Raw genomic sequence first — 17,148 nt, forward strand, 5'->3', positions numbered from 1 at the left:
TAATTAACAATAGACCAAGAAAATGCTTGAATTGGAAAACTACACACGAAGCGTTTCAGGAAGAACTGTTGCACTTAATTTGACAAAAGGTCATATAAAAAAGTATACAGTGCTACGATTAATTGCATTCACACTCGAATTCTTAAGAATAATTTCAATTTGTAACGTATAAGCAGGATTATGCGACACAACTTTGGTATCCATTTTGAAATGATAAATGTGCATAGAAAACGCTTCGGATTGCCCACTTCCCTTTTACCATGGGCACAAGTGCAACATCGACTCAAGCAAGCTTTCGTTGTGATTTTATGCAGTGGGGTTTTCCCTTCAGCTAACTTTTTCACGCAAAAACCGCGAGGAAAAGTGGATCTTCAGGGAAAACGATCCCAACGGAGTGGAAGTGGCCGCCTACGCTGAATGAAACTCTACAAATATTGCAAATGCTAGCATTTTGGTTTGTTACAGATATGAGCTTGTTTTGTTAATAATGATAAGTAATCTAAAGACAAATCCATAAGCAATATTGAATAACGCCAATATGATTATTCTTACTTTAGTTGTAAAGTATAAAAACTCGCGGAAAGGAAGGGAAGCGGGCAAGCCGTAGCGATTGCAAAGCACAAATAATATCTCATAATTTGGATCTATTTTGCAAGTAAATATCAAGAGAGTAAATGGAAAGAAGTTGATTGATTTTTCTGTTTTTATATGAACATTATGTCTATCTCTTCTATTAGTTGCATAAATTGATAACAAGGATTAGGAGGTGGAGATTATGCAGGGAAACCGTCAAGATGCTTGGACAAATGATGAGGATATTTTATTAGCAGAAACGGTATTGCGCTATATTCGAGAGGGGCAAACACAATTAGAAGCTTTTAAAGAAGTAGGTGGAAGATTATCGCGTACTTCTGCAGCCTGCGGATTTAGATGGAATGCAACGCTAAGAAAACAATATGAAGAAGCTATTCAACTTGCAAAAAGAAATCGCAAGAAACTACCACTTAGTACTACTGACACAATTGAAAATAAGACAATCGAACAACCAAACATTCACGATGTAATTGAGACCTTAGAAAGATTACAAAGCTTTTATCAACAAATCGATCATCGGGAAGAATTACGTAGTGTACTGGATGAGAATAAAAGAATCAAACAAGAACTGCAAAATTATCGAGAATTTGCCCAAACGGTTCATCAAGCACTTGAGAAACTTTCGCATTAATTTATACTACTTCTTAAGAATAATAATCTATCATAATACCTCATCAATTTTTTAGATGAGGTTTTTCTATTTTTGTAATTTTAATGTTTGCACAAGTGAAAAAGTCTTATATAATAAAAAAAGAATATGACCAAAAGTAATAGTAAAAAAGTAATTACTACAATAGAAGTGAGGTTAACCTATGGTAGATAGTTTATCTTATATAATAGCTTTTATGATAACACTGCCTTTCGTTATCACCTATACCGTTTATTTACTCTCATTTAAGGTATTTAAAAAGAAGTGGTATTCGATACACCTAGCTGTCAACACAACAACTGTTTTATATATTATTTCGTTTGGCACGATAATTTATTCTATATTTTCTATTAACCCATTTGGTTACATTTTGATACTGTTATCATTTATGCTTATTATTTGTATTTTTATCCATTGGAAACTCTATACAGATATTATTTTTAAACATGTATGGAAAAGGTTTTGGAAAATAACATTTTTATTATTTTTTACATTACATTTAGTATCGATATTTTACGGTTTATTTTACAATATTAACTTGGTTTTATAAGTGAAGTTAAATTTCTAAACAAATTATGTGCTTTTATCGTCGCTATTATGTACAATACTAATGGATTACAATTGTACATATTGAAAATAAAGGGGCAGTTCATTAATGCGTATCGAATCCAAAAGACTCGATTTACATAATAAATTTATTCATGAATACGAACAACAAAATACATCTTTATTAGACCATTTTGATTATAATCCCTACGAAAATAATGTTTTTAAAAAACGTGTTAGTGATTTAAAGGAACAAAATTTCAATCGGGATGCATTAGCGGATGTCTTATACAAATTAAATCTTAAGTGGAATGCATGTAAATCAACATTTAAGAACATTGAGAGTTTACGTGATCAAAACAGCGTAGTAGTAATAGGGGGGCAACAGGCAGGTGTTTTATCTGGACCACTCTACACAGTAAATAAAATAATCTCAATTATTTCGTTAGCAAAACAACAACAAGAAGAGCTTGGGGTACCTGTTTTACCTGTTTTCTGGATAGCTGGTGAAGATCATGATTACGATGAAGTGAACCATATTTATCTACAAGATGTATCTGAACTAAAAAAACATTCATTACGAGATGAGTTTGCGGAAAGGGTCTCTGTGTCCAATCGCTCATTAGACACAAGTGTAATAACTGAATGGGTTCAATCTATTTTTGGTACGTTAAAAGAAACCGCTTATACAAAGGAGTTAATCACTAATGTGGAACGTCATATGCATGAAGCGGAGACCTTCACTGATTTTTTTGCACTGTTTATCCATCAGATATTTAAAGATACAGGTTTAATTCTGATCGACTCAGGGAACAGACATGTCCGACAGTTGGAATCGATGCATTTTGAAGAAATGATACGAAAACAAGAAAGAATTAATGAAGATGTTTATAAATCATTACAATCGGTGAGAACAAAAGGCTACCATGTTTCGGTTGATGTAAAAGAGAAAGACGGTAATTTATTTATTGAAGAAAACGGAGAACGTATCTTATTGCAAAAAGAAGAGAATAAATGGGTAGGTAAAAATAATGAGTGCCAATATACTTATGAAGAACTTTTGGTTGTAGCAAAAGAAACGCCGGAAAGATTAAGTAATAATGTGGTAACACGTCCATTAATGCAAGAAAAATTGTTTCCGACATTAGCTTTTTTCGCTGGACCGAGTGAAGCTGCCTATTGGTCCATACTTAAAGAGGCTTTTCATCATTTAGAGATGAAGATGCCACCAGTTCTGCCGCGTGTATCAATAACATTTATAGATCAAAAGGTATCAAAACTAGTAAATAAATACAGTATCTCGATTGAACAGGTAATAAATAAGGGAGTGTACTCCTATAAACAAAATTGGCTCAATGCACAATCGCATACACCTGTTGAAGAAATGGCGGATCAGTTTAAAGCGCTGATAGAACAAGGCCATTCACCTATGAAAGAAATTACTAATCATCTTACAAGTGACATTTCACAATTTGCTGATAAAAATTTGGAATTAATTTTTGCTCATGTTGATCAATTGACTAGTCGAATCAATCATGAACTTTCACAAAAATATGATATTCATCTCAAAGAATTTGATTATGTACAAATGCATGTAAAGCCTTTCGGTGGTTTACAGGAAAGAGTATGGAATATTATCTATTTTCTAAACCATTACGGGGATGATTGGTTAAAAGAATTAAATGAATATTCCTTTGATTGGAAAAAACAACATTATATCGCGTACTTATAATTGACAAAAGGTAATTAGCTATAACAGCTGATTACCTTTTTTTATTACTATAAGTTAACCCTCGTCCTAATAACATAACTTTGTCATAGTAAAAAATGATTTATCATGTTACAGATAAGCAGAATTATACGACATTACTCTGGTTGGTAATTATGAAATGATTTGTGCGTAAAAACCGCTTCGGCTTGCCCACTTCCCTTTCCATGGGCTTTTTCCTTTAGCTAACTTTTCCAAGCAAAAACCGCATGGAAAAGTGGATCTTCAGCAAAAAAGATCCCATAGGAGTGGAAGTGGCCGCCTACGCTTAGTGGGACTCTACAACTATTGCAAATGCTAATATTTTGGATGGTTACAGTTAGACAATAAATCAGCTTATATTGATAAGTAATCTAATGATAACTTGATGGTAAATAGTGAATAACACAAATATGATTTTTCTTGCTTTAGTTGTAGAGCATTAAAAAGCGCAGGCGTCCGTTTCCACTCCTGCGGGATGTTTTTATCCGAAGATCCACTTTTCAAGCGCACTTTGCTTAAAAAGTTAGCTGAGGAGAAAAACCCGCGGAAAGGGAAACGGACAGCCGGAGCGGTTGCAAAGCATATACAATATCTCAAAATTACCACTACAATAGTGTCGAATAATCCTGCTTATGTGATTTAATGTGTGCTTTCTAATAAAATATCGGCTAAATATATAGTTGTTATTACAGTGTTTTTCCTCAATAATCAAAGCGCTTACAATAAAATAGTTATTTTTTTAAAGTTTTAGTGGTGAAAAGTGGGGGAATGTGGTACGATAAAGTTAGAAAGTGGGGTGCTAGGGTATGTTCATGGGAGAATATCAACACAACATTGATACAAAAGGCCGTATTATTGTACCTTCTAAGTTCAGGGATGGGCTAGGAGAACAGTTTGTTGTCACTCGCGGACTTGATCAATGCTTGTTTGCATATCCAATGAACGAATGGCACCAATTAGAGGAAAAACTAAAGAAATTACCGTTAACTAAAAAAGATGCACGGGCTTTTACCCGTTTTTTCTTCTCTGGAGCAGTTGAATGTGAACTGGATAAACAGGGAAGAATAAACATACCCGCACCTTTACGTAAATACGCAAGCATTGAGAAAGAATGTGCTGTAATAGGTGTTTCAAACCGTGTAGAATTTTGGGCAGATGATAAATGGAATGATTTTGTAGATGTTTCAGAAGAATCATTTGCAGAAATTGCAGAAAATATGATGGATTTTGATTTATAAAAGACAACAAGATAGGAGGGGGCCCATGTTTGACCATTACACAGTACTAAAAACAGAAACAGTAAACGGACTTAACATACAACCAGAAGGAATTTATGTTGACTGTACGCTTGGTGGAGGGGGCCACTCAGAATACATACTGGAGAAGCTTGAAAGTGGAGGTAGGTTGATTGCCTTCGATCAGGATCAAGATGCCATAGATGCAGCAAAGGAAAGATTACAAAAACATGAAGAGAAAATAACATATGTTAAAAGTAATTTTAGATATTTGCAGGAAGAGTTACAGAAATTAAACATTTCTGAAGTGGATGGCGTGTTATTCGATCTCGGGGTATCCTCTCCACAACTAGACCGAGGAGAGCGAGGGTTCAGTTATCAACATGATGCACCATTAGATATGCGCATGAATAAAGATGGTGAGTTAAATGCGTATGAACTTGTTAATAGTTGGTCCTATCAGCAATTAGTATCTATCTTCTTCAAATATGGTGAGGAAAAGTTTTCAAAACAAATAGCTCGTAAAATCGAAGCAACTAGAGAAGATAAACCAATTGAAACGACCTTTGATTTAGTAGAGATTATTAAAGAAGCAATTCCAGCACCTGCTCGCAGAAAAGGTGGACATCCTGCTAAACGAATTTTTCAAGCTATTCGAATAGCAGTAAATGATGAACTACAGGCATTTGAAGATGTTTTAACTCAGGCTGGTAGGTCATTATCTATTGGAGGCAGGATTTCTGTCATTACCTTTCATTCCTTAGAGGATCGTATTTGTAAGCAGACCTTTAAGAAGTGGAGTACTGTTCCTCCATTGCCTAAAAATATTCCTGTTATACCAGAAGAATATAAACCAGCATTTCATTTAATCAACCGAAAGCCTATTTTGCCATCAGAAGAAGAATTAGAAAAAAATAGACGATCGAGATCTGCTAAATTAAGAATTATTGAAAAAATAAAAGATATGGACGAAGAATAGATAAAATAGAAGGGTGGAAATACAATGAGTAGTCAACACGCTAGAGTATGGCATACAGAAGAACAACAGAGACAACAAGTTCAACAACCTAACGTCGTTAGAAAGAAAGTAAAAGTACAGAAACGATGGGTAACGCGTGGGGAGAAGCTAATGTATATTATTTTTGCAGTGATGTTCCTTGCTGTTTCTGCTTACATTGTTTCCTTTAGTTCTTCGGTAGACCAATTAAATCGAAATATTGAATCGTTAAACACTCAGATAGATCAGCAAAATGTACATAATAAAAATTTGGCATATAAAAAGAAAGAGTTAAGTCAACCTGAAAGAATAATAAAAACTGCGAAAAAGAATGGCTTGGAAGTAAAAAATACCCAAGTGAAACAAGCAACTGAGATAACAGATTAGGTGTTTAATCATGAAAAGTAAAATTACTCAAATAATGCCAACTGTATGGATGGTATTTTTTTCAATTGCATTTCTCGCTATTGCAGGCAGGTTCTTATATATTCAAGTTTCTGGCGAGGTAGCAGGGGTCTCGATACAAGAACTAGCCGATGAGAAAAGAACGAATCAATTTACCATACCAGCAAGTAGAGGAACCATTTATGATCGAAACGGCATGTCTTTGGCTCAAGAACATGTCGTTTACCGTGTATATGCAATAGTGGATGAAGCTCATACTTCTAATCCATTAAACCCAAAGCATGTGAAAGATATTAGTGAAACTGCAAAAAAGCTCGCTCCTATTCTTGAGATCGAGGAAAGTGATATCGCAGAACGCTTAAAAGAAGCTGTAACGAACGGTAGGTTCCAGGTAGAATTTGGTTCCGCAGGCCGCGAATTAAATCAAGATCAGAAGGAAGAAATTGAATCTCTTGAATTACCAGGTATAAATTTTATTGAAGAACCTATTCGTTTTTATCCAAATGGTATGTTTGCTTCACAGACTATTGGGTTAACAGATAAGCAAGAAGATCAAATAGTCGGAATTAATGGTGTTGAGGGTTACATGAATGATTTGTTAACAGGTGTTGATGGATCTATTTCCTATCAGCGTGATAAGTTTAACTTTAAATTATTGAATCCCAAAGAGGTAATTAATAAGCCAGAAAATGGTGATGACGTCTATCTTACTTTGGATCAAAAGATACAAACATTGCTAGAAGACGCGATGTCAGAGGTTGATAAAGAGTATAACCCGGATCGAATGACGGCAGTGGTAATGAATGCAAAATCAGGCGAGGTTCTAGCGCTTAGTAATCGGCCGAGTTATAATCCGAATAATCTAGGTGAGGTAGATAACTGGTACAATGACGTGATAGCCACACCATTTGAGCCAGGTTCTACTATGAAAATATTTACCCTAGCTTCGGCGATTGAAGAAGGTGTATGGAATCCTGAGGAGACCTTTAAATCTGGTACATATAAGGCAGAGGACTATTCACGTACCATAGGTGATCATAACCAACACAGAGGTTGGGGAACGATTAGTTATCTTGAAGGAATTCAAAGATCTTCAAATGTTGCAGCAGCAAGATTAGCATATGAAAAAATTGGGCCAGAACGATTCTTAGAATATTTAAAAGCATTTGATTTTGATCAAAAGACGAAAATTGATTTACCAGGTGAAGTAGCGGGAAGGATTCTTTATCAATATACAGATGAAAAAGTTACTACTTCGTATGGTCAAGGTTCTACCACCACACCTATTCAACTGATGAAGGCTGCTACCGCTATTGCTAATAATGGTAAAATGCTTAAGCCTTATATTATTGATCGAACGATTGATCATGACACAAATGAGGTGTTGACAGAAAATCAACCAGAAGTAGTAGGCGAACCAATTTCAGCTCAAACGGCATCTGAGACGTTAAAAGTCCTTGAGACTGTTATTACATCGGAAAAAGGTACAGGCCACAATATTTATAATTTAAATGATTATACCGTAGCAGGAAAAACAGGAACAGCTAATTTTGTGGATCCAGAGACAGAGAAATATAAAACAGGAAGAGATAGTTATGTGTTCTCCTTCTTAGGTATGGCACCTGCTGACGATCCTGAACTGATTATGTATGTATCTGTTAAAGAACCTGAGTTGGAAGTGACAGAATCCGGGTCGGCTCCAGTTTCATTTATTTTCAAAAATGTAATGGAAAATAGTCTTCGGTATTTGAAAATTCAACCTGATAAGGAAGCAACAGAACCTGTTCAAGTATCTGAAATACCAGACTGGCAAGGTGAGGATACTGAGTCATATGTTAATGAATTAACAAAAATGGGTATTAAACCGATAGTTATTGGAGATGGCGATAAGATAACAAACGTAAACCTTGAAGCTGGAACGAAAGTAACTTCGAGACAAAAGGTTTTTATAGCAACAGATAACCTGAAAATGCCTAACATGACAGGGTGGTCATTCCGAGATGCTCTAATATTCCGAGATTTTATGGATCTTGATTTAGAATGGCTAGGAAGTGGATATATTGTTAAACAGAGCATCAAAAAAGGAGAAGCATTTAAAAAAGGCGATTATTTAATGTTAGAATTAGAAGAACCAAACAATAATGATGAAGAAACATCCTAACAAAGTATCACAGTGTTCTATTCGAATTATCACAATCATATATTGGGACAAACAGTTCTTGACTTAAAGGAGAAATGTTATGAAACGTATTACCAATATGATGGTGCAGCGCAGAATAGTCACTGTGTTTCTTTTTGCCTTTTTAGTTATGGCGATCATTATTTTCCGGCTTGGTTATGTGCAATTTATTTGGTCCGATTTTTTAATAGCTCAAGCAGAGGAATTATGGAGTAGAGATATTGTATTTGAGCCAGAACGAGGCAAAATTGTCGATAGGAACGAAGAGGTACTAGCAGAAAACATTTCGGCTCCTACTGTGATGGTTGTGCCTCGTCAAGTTACAAAGAAAGAAGAAACTGCACAAGCTTTATCGGACGTCCTTGGTATGTCTTATCAAGATGCATTAACAGCTATTTCTAAAAATGAGCGTATCGTAAGACTTCATCCAGAAGGAAGAAAAATTTCAGAAGAGAAAGCCCTTGCCGTTCAAACTTTAGATTTGGAAGGTGTTTATATCTCTGAAGATTCAATAAGACATTATCCAAATGGTGCGTATTTGTCGCATGTGCTTGGATTTAGTGGTATCGATAATCAAGGTTTAACAGGCCTGGAACTCTATTATGAAGATTATTTAAGTGGAACACCTGGTAGTTTATCGTTTTATAGTGATGCAAAAGGGAAAAGAATGCCGCAAATGGCAGACAAATATACCGCTCCTGTGGATGGATATGATTTACAGTTAACTACTGATAATCGGGTACAAACGATTATTGAAAGAGAGTTGGATATAGCAGAGGAAAAATATAATCCAGATGGAGCAATTGCGATTGCAGTTAATCCTAAAGACGGTAGTATTCTAGGGATGTCATCAAGGCCAAACTTCGACCCTGCTAATTATAAAGAACTAAGTGCAGAGGTTTATAATCGTAATTTACCAATATGGAGTACCTATGAACCAGGCTCCACCTTTAAGATCATTACCCTTGCAGCGGCATTAGAAGAAGGGTTGGTAGATTTGTTAGAAGATGAGTATATTGATGATGGTGACATTGAAGTTGGGGGAACACATCTTCACTGCTGGAAAAGTGGAGGACACGGCCATCAAACTTTTCTGGAAGTCGTTCAAAATTCTTGTAACCCCGGTTTTATTGTTCTAGGACAAAAACTAGGAAAAGAGAAACTTTTTTCTTATATAGATCAATTTGGTTTCGGGGAAAAAACAGGAGTGGATTTACAAGGCGAAGCAACAGGGATATTATTTGATTTAGAAAATGTGGGACCAGTTGAATTAGCAACAACTTCTTTTGGTCAAGGTGTATCTGTAACTCCTATTCAACAAGTTATGGCTGTATCGGCAGCCGTAAACGGAGGATATCTTTACGAACCATATGTTGCAAAAGCTTTCTTAGATCCAATAACTGGTGAAGCAATCGAAGAGATGGAGCCAGTTCTAAAGGATCGAGTCATTTCAAGTGAAACTTCAAAAGAAATAAGGGAAACACTAGAGTCAGTGGTGGCGGTAGGTACAGGTAGAAGTGCATATGTGGAAGGATATCGAGTTGGAGGTAAAACGGGAACGGCACAAAAGGTAGGAGAAAATGGTAGGTACTTGGAGAATAATCATATTGTATCTTTTATAGGGTTTGCGCCCGCAAATGACCCAGAGATCGTAGTATATGTAGCTGTTGATAACCCTAAGAATGTCGTACAATTTGGAGGAGTGGTAGCTGCGCCAATTGTTGGTAATATTATTGACGATAGCCTACGAGCTTTAGGGATACCTAAACAGAAGGATGGACTAGAAAAGGAATATCAGTGGCCAGACACACCATTGGTGGAAGTGCCTGATCTTATTGGATTGAATAAAAAGGATTTACAGCAATATTTATTGTCTTTACAGGTGGATGTAGTTGGTGAGGGGGATTATATAATTGATCAAGCTCCTTCTGCTGGTGAAAAAATTGAGGAAGGAAGTAAAATTAGGCTTGTTTTAGGTAATAAATAGTAATAAATTATTATCGTAAAGTGCTTAACCTTCTGATATAATTATATAGTTGTTTATCATAAAACATATAGTTTCAGCTAATAAAAAATCGGAATCATAGTTACTAACGAACCTGATATATTTTTGTAAGGATATTTTGAGAGTTGTATTTCTTCAAAGGTCAAAATTCTCACTATATTGATTTAATTAATAACGAAAAGGTGAAAAAATGAATGCAGAAAAGTTAATAAATATACTGTCGGAATTTAAGTGTGATCAAAAACTAGATAGGGTCATCGTAAAAAATATTGAAATGGATCATCGGGAAATTACTAATGAAGCGATGTTTATTTGTATTAAGGGATATACGGTTGATGGTCATCAGTTTGCACAAGCGGCAGTTGATAATGGTGCTAGCTTAATTGTATCTGAAAAAGAATTAAACGTTTCAGTACCTGTCGTAATTGTTCCTGATACATCAAGAGCACTAGCCCAACTGGCAAATGCCTTTTATCAGCATCCATCAGCGGATTTGAAAGTGATTGGAGTTACGGGAACAAACGGTAAAACTTCAGTTACTCATATAATTGATGAAATACACCGGTATGTTTCACTAAAAACCGCGCTTATTGGTACGTTACAAATGGTTATTGAAGACCAAAATTATCCAGTGAAGAACACTACACCAGATGCATTGTTTTTACAAAAGAACTTACGGAAAATGGTAGACGAAAACGTGGACGTTGTCACAATGGAAGTATCATCGCACGCATTAGACATAGGGAGAGTACATGGTGTTGATGTAGATATAGCCGTATTTACTAATTTATCACAAGATCATCTTGATTATCATCAATCGATGGACCATTATTTATATGCAAAAAGTTTACTTTTTTCTCAACTAGGTAATAGCCTCAACCAGAAAAAAGCGAAATATGCTATTATTAATCTAGACGATTCTAATGCGGATTTCTTAATAAAAGCAACGGCCCAGCCTATCCTAACCTATGGTGTGAAAAACGAAGCAACATTCCAAGCAACAGAAATTGAGTGGAAGTCAGCTGGTGTCACATTTAATATGAATACCCCAGAAGGTGTTATTGCGATTCATAGCAAATTAATGGGGATGTTTAGTGTTTATAATATTCTGGCAGCAGCTGCTGCTGCGTATGCTTCGGGCATTGCATTAACCGATATTCAAACGGTTTTGAATCAAACCACCGGTGTGAAAGGACGTTTCCAACCTGTCGAACATCAACAAGACTTCAGTGTCATTATCGATTATGCTCATACCCCTGATTCACTGGAAAATGTGTTATCAACGATTCAACGTTTTTGTCAAGGTGACATACATGTGGTAGTTGGTTGTGGTGGTGATCGTGATCGCCGTAAAAGACCACTGATGGCTGAAGTTGCATGTCAATATGCCGATTATGCTATTTTTACATCAGATAATCCGCGTTCTGAATCACCTCAAGCGATTATTGATGATATGGTAGCGGGAATCAGTTCACAAAATTATCAAATACAAATAGATCGTAAAAACGCAATTCAGCAGGCGATTCAACGGGCAAGAAAAGATGATGTTGTGCTTATCGCTGGTAAAGGTCATGAAACATATCAAATAGTTGGAGATGAAGTTTTAGACTTTGATGATGAAAAGGCAGCACTAGAATTTCTAAATGAATAATAAGAAACGACGCACCATTTGGATAGGAGATTGGAGAGAGAATTGATGAATGAATATACATTTTTAATTACAGTAGCGATCGCATTTTTGATTACTGTTCTACTATCCCCGATTTTAATTCCTTTTCTTAAAAGGTTAAAATTCGGTCAAAGTATTAGAGAAGAGGGACCAAAGTCACACCAGAAAAAATCAGGAACTCCTACTATGGGCGGAGTAATGATCATACTTAGTGTAACCATCACAAGTATATTAGTGGTTGCGCGAATAAACCAAGGCGGATTAGGCTATGAGATCTATTTACTATTACTTGTTTTAATTGGTTTTGGACTTTTAGGATTTTTAGATGATTTTATTAAAGTAGTCCTTAAGAGAAATTTAGGTTTGACTTCCAAACAAAAACTGCTTGGGCAAATTGTGATTGCTGTTATTTTTTACGTTGTATTATTACAGCAAGATTTTTCAACGAGCCTTGAGCTACCTGGAACCTCCATTTCATTTGATTTAGGATGGTTTTACCCTATCTTTATCATTGTTATGTTAGTTGGAGCATCTAACGCAGTAAATTTGACAGATGGATTAGACGGTTTATTAGCCGGAACAGCAGCTGTTGCGTTTGGTGCATTTGCTATTTTAGCGTGGTATGGGACTCCTGATTTAAATGTGACATTATTTAGCCTGTCTGTTGTAGGGGCATTATTAGGCTTTCTGGTATTTAATGCACACCCTGCAAAAGTATTTATGGGTGATACAGGGTCTTTAGCACTTGGTGGTGCTATTGGAGCTATCGCAATTTTATTAAAATTAGAAATCTTATTAGTTATTATTGGTGGCGTATTTGTGATCGAGACTTTATCTGTAATGATTCAAGTCATTTCTTTTAAAACAAGAGGTAAACGGATATTCTTAATGAGCCCGCTTCATCATCATTATGAATTAAAAGGCTGGTCAGAGTGGCGTGTAGTGACAACTTTTTGGACTGTAGGTGTATTGTTTGCCGTTTTAGGCATTTATATTGAGGTGTTATCATCATGAGAAACTTAAAAAACTTTGCATTTCAAAGAGTATTAGTTTTAGGATTAGCAAAAAGCGGGACGGCTGTAGCCAAATTGTTATCAAGAAATGGTATTGAGGTTACAGCAAATGATTTAAAAGCCTCTGAGCATAATGATAATGTACAACAATTACGTTCGTTAGGGATTCCTGTAATTGTAGGAGAACACCCACTCGAATTAATTGAGACGGTGGATGTGATTATTAAGAATCCAGGCATACCCTATGAAAATATTTTAATAGAAAAAGCCATCGAAAAAGATATTCCAGTGTTAACCGAAATCGAATTAATTTCATATTTTGGAATTGAACAACTAGTTGCAATAACAGGTTCAAATGGAAAAACAACTACGACAACATTGATTTATGAAATGTATACAAAAGCAGAGAAGCCTGTAAGTTTAGCAGGTAATATTGGTCATGTTGCCTCAGAAGTAGCAGCACATATGGATAATAATCAAACAATGGTGGCCGAATTATCTTCTTTTCAATTACTGGGAATCGATACTTTCAAGCCTAGTATTGCAGTACTTTTAAATATTTTTGAAGCCCACTTGGACTATCATCACACATTGGAACACTATCAAAATGCAAAAGCTAATATTTTTAAAAATCAAACAAGCCAAGACGTGCTTGTTTATAATTATGATGATGAACGTGTTGCAAGAATCGTTGAAAATGCATGTTCAACGCTAATACCTTTCAGTCGAAAACAGAAACTATTAGATGGAACATATTGTAACGAAAGTGCGATTTATTTCAAAGGTGATAAAATAATTGATCTTAATGCTATTGTTTTAGTTGGTGAACATAACATTGAAAATATCTTAGCAGCTATATCTGTAGCGAAAGTTGAAGGTATATCCAATCAAGTAATATATGAAGTTTTAACCACATTCACTGGGGTTACTCATCGCTTGCAATTCGTAAAAAAAATAAAGGGGATATCCTTTTATAATGACTCAAAAGCAACCAATATTTTAGCTACACAAAAAGCCTTGTCAGCATTTGAACAACCTACTATCCTATTGGCAGGTGGACTTGATCGTGGTAACGAATTTGATGATCTTCGTACAGTTATGAAAAATGTAAAAGCACTTGTTTTATTTGGAGAAACAGCACCTAAGCTAGAACGAGTGGGAAAAGCAAATGGAGTAAAAAACATTCATTTGGTCGACACTATGGATGAAGCTGTAAAAGAGTCATTTCGCTTATCACAAGAGGGGGACGTTGTTTTACTCTCCCCAGCCTGTGCGAGTTGGGATCAATATAAAACATTTGAAGAGAGAGGCAACATGTTTATGGAATCTGTGCATAAGTTATAATAGAGGGGCTTGTCTATTATAATACTCAGATAGTTTCATTTGATACTAAGCCCCTAATTCATTATAGAATTTGGGGGTTTTTTTATGCAATCAATGGTGAAAGATCATAAACCTGATTATTTTTTAATTGTTATAATCTTAGCTATATTATCGATTGGTACACTGATGGTGTATAGTGCTTCTTCAATTTGGGCATTGTATAAATTTGATGATTCTTTTTATTTTTTAAAGAGACAATTACTTTTCGCTGGTGTTGGAGTCGTTGCTATGTTTTTAGTGTCCAATATTCCTTACTTTCTATGGATAAAATATCGAAAGTGGATCTTTATTCTTTGTTTTTTGTTATTAATTGCTGTTCTTATACCAGGTATAGGAATGGTTAGAGGTGGAGCGAGAAGTTGGATAGGGGTCGGCGCATTTAGCATCCAGCCAGCTGAATTTATAAAATTGGCATCAATCATGTTCCTGAGCGGATATTTAGTTAATCTTCAAGACAAAATAACAGAGTTTAAAAAAGGGTTTTTACCTCCACTATTCTTTACCATTCTTATTTTTTTATTTATTATGCTTCAACCTGATTTAGGTACCGGTATGGTATTCCTCTTAACCTGTTTTCTTCTGATTTTTGTAGCTGGTGCAAAAATTATCCATTTTTCCTTTCTTGCAGGATTTGGGTTTATTGGTTTTTTATTGCTTATTATTTCCGCCCCATACAGAATGAATCGGATAACTGCTTTTTTAGATCCTTGGCAAGATCCTTTAGGAACCGGCTTTCAGATCATTCAATCTCTATATGCGATCGGTCCTGGTGGTTTGTTTGGAGTTGGTTTCGGTAATAGCTTGCAAAAATACTTTTATTTACCTGAACCACATAATGATTTTATTTTTGCGATTATTGCAGAAGAATTAGGGTTTATCGGAGCTGCTTTTGTTATCTTATTATTCTTCTTATTTATTTGGAGAGGTATATTAACGGCAGTTTACGCACCAGATTTGTTTGCCAGATTACTAGCCATCGGTATTGTTAGCATGATCATGATTCAAGTAATGATCAACATCAGTGTTGTGATTGGATTAATACCGGTAACAGGAATTACACTTCCGTTTTTAAGTTATGGTGGATCTTCTTTAACTTTAACACTTTGCTCTGTGGGGATATTAATCAATATTAGTAAATATAAACAATAAACTTGGGAGATTTGGATGATTACTTACGGTTGTTTCCTGTGATATAATCTAAACTAGACAGAATACAATATTTAGTAACCGGATTAATAGAAAAGGAAGTTTTTTTATGGTACAAAAAAGAGTTGTTTCAATTGAAGATCGTATTCCAAAACTGAAAAATGAAAGACGCAAAAAAGCAAATAGAAAATTAATATTTTATTTGCTCATCTTTTTTGTATTAATTTTTATCGTTGTTTATTTACAATCCCCTATGAGTTATGTAAAGAACGTAAAAGTAAATGGATTGAATTGGGTAGAGAAAGAAGAAATAATCCAACTCAGCAAGATAGAAAAGAACACAAATTTTTGGGGCGCGGATTCGAAAGAAATGGAACAAGCTATAATTTCACATCCACAGGTCACCGCAGTAGATGTTTCTAAATCATTTCCTAACACTATTGTTATAGAAATAGATGAACTAATGCACATTGGTTATGTGGATATTAACAATAAATTGCACCCAATTTTAGAAAATGGTGATTTATTATCGGAAGTCAATTGGTCAGCTGTAATCGGGGAAGTTCCTTTATTATTAGGATTTAAGGATAATCATTATCTAAAGGAATTAGCTGAAGAGATTGGTGATTTATCTGCTTATGTCTCTGTGCTAATTTCTGAAATACATTGGATTCCATCGGATTCTAATCCGTATAAAGTGAAGCTTTATATGACAGATGGACAGGAAGTGGAATCGTCTATAAGAAATCTATCTTCTACACTAAATAGCTACCCCTCTATTGTTACACAATTAGATCCAAAGAGTGAGGGAGTCATTAAGATTGATGAAAGTGGGGCAGTTTTTACACCATATAAACTGGAAGCGCAAGAGGAGGATATCGAAGAAGAAAATGAAGAGTAAACAACTTATATTCGCTTTTGTATTCTTGCTACTTGGATTTTTATTAACATTTAGTTATCAACATACAAAATCAACTGCTGAAATTGTGCAAGTCAATGATCAGGAATGGGAAAGAGATTACTACTATCGAAAACAGCTGATTGATATGGAAGAAAAGAATAAACAATTGAGAGATGAACTTAATAAGATTCGGCAAGAGGTCCAGGAAACTGAACAAGAATTAGCAAATGGTGCTGCTGATTTAAAGGACTTGGTTGAAACAAAGGCAAATCTTCAAAAATTAACCGGAGAATTGCCGATCGTTGGAGACGGTGTAGCAATTACACTATCGGACGCAAGTTATATTCCTTCTGAAGATCACGCAAATCAGTATATTGTTCATGACCGGCATATTCATAAGACGGTGAACGAACTTTATAGTGCAGGAGCTAAAGCTATTGCTATCAATGGACAAAGAATTTACCGCAATAGCTATATATCATGTGTGGGCCCAGTAGTTTCGGTTGACGGTTCGGTTCATCCTGCACCCTTTGTTATCTCTGCTATTGGAGATCAGGAAATATTAGAAGTAAGCTTAAACTTGAAAAATGGTGTAATCGATATGCTTGTGCAAGACAATATTGAGGTAACGGTCGAAAAAGAAACAAATATTGAAATGTTTGCAAAGGATATGTGA

Annotated in this window: 14 protein-coding genes; all 14 read left to right on the forward strand. The window is 35.3% G+C overall.

What is annotated here, in order from left to right; genetic code table 11:
• Positions 1–775 precede the first annotated feature (775 nt).
• The 14 genes from BUC25_RS10220 to BUC25_RS10285 all read left to right on the forward strand — a co-directional run bounded on the left by BUC25_RS10220 (position 776) and on the right by BUC25_RS10285 (position 17,148).
• A complete protein-coding gene (locus tag BUC25_RS10220; protein WP_073201779.1) occupies positions 776–1,225 on the forward strand; it encodes an RsfA family transcriptional regulator in 450 nt (149 codons plus the stop codon).
• Between the two features lie 214 nt (positions 1,226–1,439).
• Positions 1,440–1,793 carry a DUF3397 domain-containing protein gene (locus BUC25_RS19875; protein WP_425292872.1) on the forward strand — a complete coding sequence of 118 codons (354 nt, stop codon included), beginning with the start codon at positions 1,440–1,442 and terminating at the stop codon, positions 1,791–1,793.
• Positions 1,794–1,898: 105 nt separating this feature from the next.
• Positions 1,899–3,521, forward strand: coding sequence for a bacillithiol biosynthesis cysteine-adding enzyme BshC (gene bshC, locus BUC25_RS10230; RefSeq protein WP_073201781.1), 1,623 nt, complete (start codon positions 1,899–1,901; stop codon positions 3,519–3,521).
• Positions 3,522–4,345: 824 nt separating this feature from the next.
• Positions 4,346–4,777, forward strand: a complete 432-nt coding sequence (gene mraZ / locus BUC25_RS10235) for a division/cell wall cluster transcriptional repressor MraZ (RefSeq protein ID WP_073201782.1) — start codon at positions 4,346–4,348, stop codon at positions 4,775–4,777.
• Positions 4,778–4,802: 25 nt separating this feature from the next.
• Positions 4,803–5,753 (forward strand): 16S rRNA (cytosine(1402)-N(4))-methyltransferase RsmH, encoded by a 951-nt coding sequence (rsmH, locus tag BUC25_RS10240; protein ID WP_073201783.1) that lies wholly within the window; start codon positions 4,803–4,805, stop codon positions 5,751–5,753.
• A gap of 24 nt (positions 5,754–5,777) precedes the next feature.
• Entirely contained in the window at positions 5,778–6,158 is a 381-nt protein-coding gene (gene ftsL, locus BUC25_RS10245; RefSeq protein WP_073201784.1) for a cell division protein FtsL, read from the forward strand.
• Between the two features lie 10 nt (positions 6,159–6,168).
• Positions 6,169–8,337, forward strand: a complete 2,169-nt coding sequence (locus BUC25_RS10250) for a penicillin-binding protein (RefSeq protein WP_073201785.1) — start codon at positions 6,169–6,171, stop codon at positions 8,335–8,337.
• A 79-nt stretch (positions 8,338–8,416) separates the two neighbouring features.
• The gene (locus BUC25_RS10255) at positions 8,417–10,342 is read left to right on the forward strand and encodes a stage V sporulation protein D (RefSeq protein WP_073201786.1); all 1,926 of its coding nucleotides are present in this window, start codon (positions 8,417–8,419) and stop codon (positions 10,340–10,342) included.
• A gap of 208 nt (positions 10,343–10,550) precedes the next feature.
• Entirely contained in the window at positions 10,551–12,011 is a 1,461-nt protein-coding gene (locus BUC25_RS10260) for a UDP-N-acetylmuramoyl-L-alanyl-D-glutamate--2,6-diaminopimelate ligase (RefSeq protein WP_073201787.1), read from the forward strand.
• A gap of 45 nt (positions 12,012–12,056) precedes the next feature.
• Positions 12,057–13,043: a phospho-N-acetylmuramoyl-pentapeptide-transferase gene (gene mraY, locus BUC25_RS10265; RefSeq protein ID WP_073201788.1), complete on the forward strand. Its 987-nt coding sequence runs from the start codon at positions 12,057–12,059 to the stop codon at positions 13,041–13,043.
• Complete coding sequence (gene murD, locus BUC25_RS10270; protein WP_073201789.1) at positions 13,040–14,386, forward strand: UDP-N-acetylmuramoyl-L-alanine--D-glutamate ligase; 1,347 nt, start codon at positions 13,040–13,042, stop codon at positions 14,384–14,386. Before mraY ends, murD begins: the two co-directional genes overlap by 4 nt.
• 84 nt (positions 14,387–14,470) lie before the next feature.
• The gene (gene spoVE, locus BUC25_RS10275) at positions 14,471–15,574 is read left to right on the forward strand and encodes a stage V sporulation protein E (RefSeq protein WP_073201790.1); all 1,104 of its coding nucleotides are present in this window, start codon (positions 14,471–14,473) and stop codon (positions 15,572–15,574) included.
• 106 nt (positions 15,575–15,680) lie between these two features.
• Positions 15,681–16,472, forward strand: a complete 792-nt coding sequence (locus tag BUC25_RS10280; RefSeq protein WP_073201791.1) for a cell division protein FtsQ/DivIB — start codon at positions 15,681–15,683, stop codon at positions 16,470–16,472.
• Positions 16,462–17,148 carry a DUF881 domain-containing protein gene (locus tag BUC25_RS10285; RefSeq protein ID WP_073201792.1) on the forward strand — a complete coding sequence of 229 codons (687 nt, stop codon included), beginning with the start codon at positions 16,462–16,464 and terminating at the stop codon, positions 17,146–17,148. Before BUC25_RS10280 ends, BUC25_RS10285 begins: the two co-directional genes overlap by 11 nt.

Origin of the sequence: Gracilibacillus kekensis (assembly GCF_900143085.1) — a bacterium.
Lineage (GTDB): Bacteria > Bacillota > Bacilli > Bacillales > Amphibacillaceae > Gracilibacillus > Gracilibacillus kekensis.

What these genes read in the sequence shown, in the direction of transcription:
- BUC25_RS10220 (WP_073201779.1), top strand. Translation starts at nt 776, where the DNA reads ATGCAGGGAAACCGTCAAGATGCTTGGACAAATGATGAGGATATTTTA.
- BUC25_RS19875 (WP_425292872.1), top strand. Translation starts at nt 1,440, where the DNA reads ATGATAACACTGCCTTTCGTTATCACCTATACCGTTTATTTACTCTCA.
- bshC (WP_073201781.1), top strand. Translation starts at nt 1,899, where the DNA reads ATGCGTATCGAATCCAAAAGACTCGATTTACATAATAAATTTATTCAT.
- mraZ (WP_073201782.1), top strand. Translation starts at nt 4,346, where the DNA reads ATGTTCATGGGAGAATATCAACACAACATTGATACAAAAGGCCGTATT.
- rsmH (WP_073201783.1), top strand. Translation starts at nt 4,803, where the DNA reads ATGTTTGACCATTACACAGTACTAAAAACAGAAACAGTAAACGGACTT.
- ftsL (WP_073201784.1), top strand. Translation starts at nt 5,778, where the DNA reads ATGAGTAGTCAACACGCTAGAGTATGGCATACAGAAGAACAACAGAGA.
- BUC25_RS10250 (WP_073201785.1), top strand. Translation starts at nt 6,169, where the DNA reads ATGAAAAGTAAAATTACTCAAATAATGCCAACTGTATGGATGGTATTT.
- BUC25_RS10255 (WP_073201786.1), top strand. Translation starts at nt 8,417, where the DNA reads ATGAAACGTATTACCAATATGATGGTGCAGCGCAGAATAGTCACTGTG.
- BUC25_RS10260 (WP_073201787.1), top strand. Translation starts at nt 10,551, where the DNA reads ATGAATGCAGAAAAGTTAATAAATATACTGTCGGAATTTAAGTGTGAT.
- mraY (WP_073201788.1), top strand. Translation starts at nt 12,057, where the DNA reads ATGAATGAATATACATTTTTAATTACAGTAGCGATCGCATTTTTGATT.
- murD (WP_073201789.1), top strand. Translation starts at nt 13,040, where the DNA reads ATGAGAAACTTAAAAAACTTTGCATTTCAAAGAGTATTAGTTTTAGGA.
- spoVE (WP_073201790.1), top strand. Translation starts at nt 14,471, where the DNA reads ATGCAATCAATGGTGAAAGATCATAAACCTGATTATTTTTTAATTGTT.
- BUC25_RS10280 (WP_073201791.1), top strand. Translation starts at nt 15,681, where the DNA reads ATGGTACAAAAAAGAGTTGTTTCAATTGAAGATCGTATTCCAAAACTG.
- BUC25_RS10285 (WP_073201792.1), top strand. Translation starts at nt 16,462, where the DNA reads ATGAAGAGTAAACAACTTATATTCGCTTTTGTATTCTTGCTACTTGGA.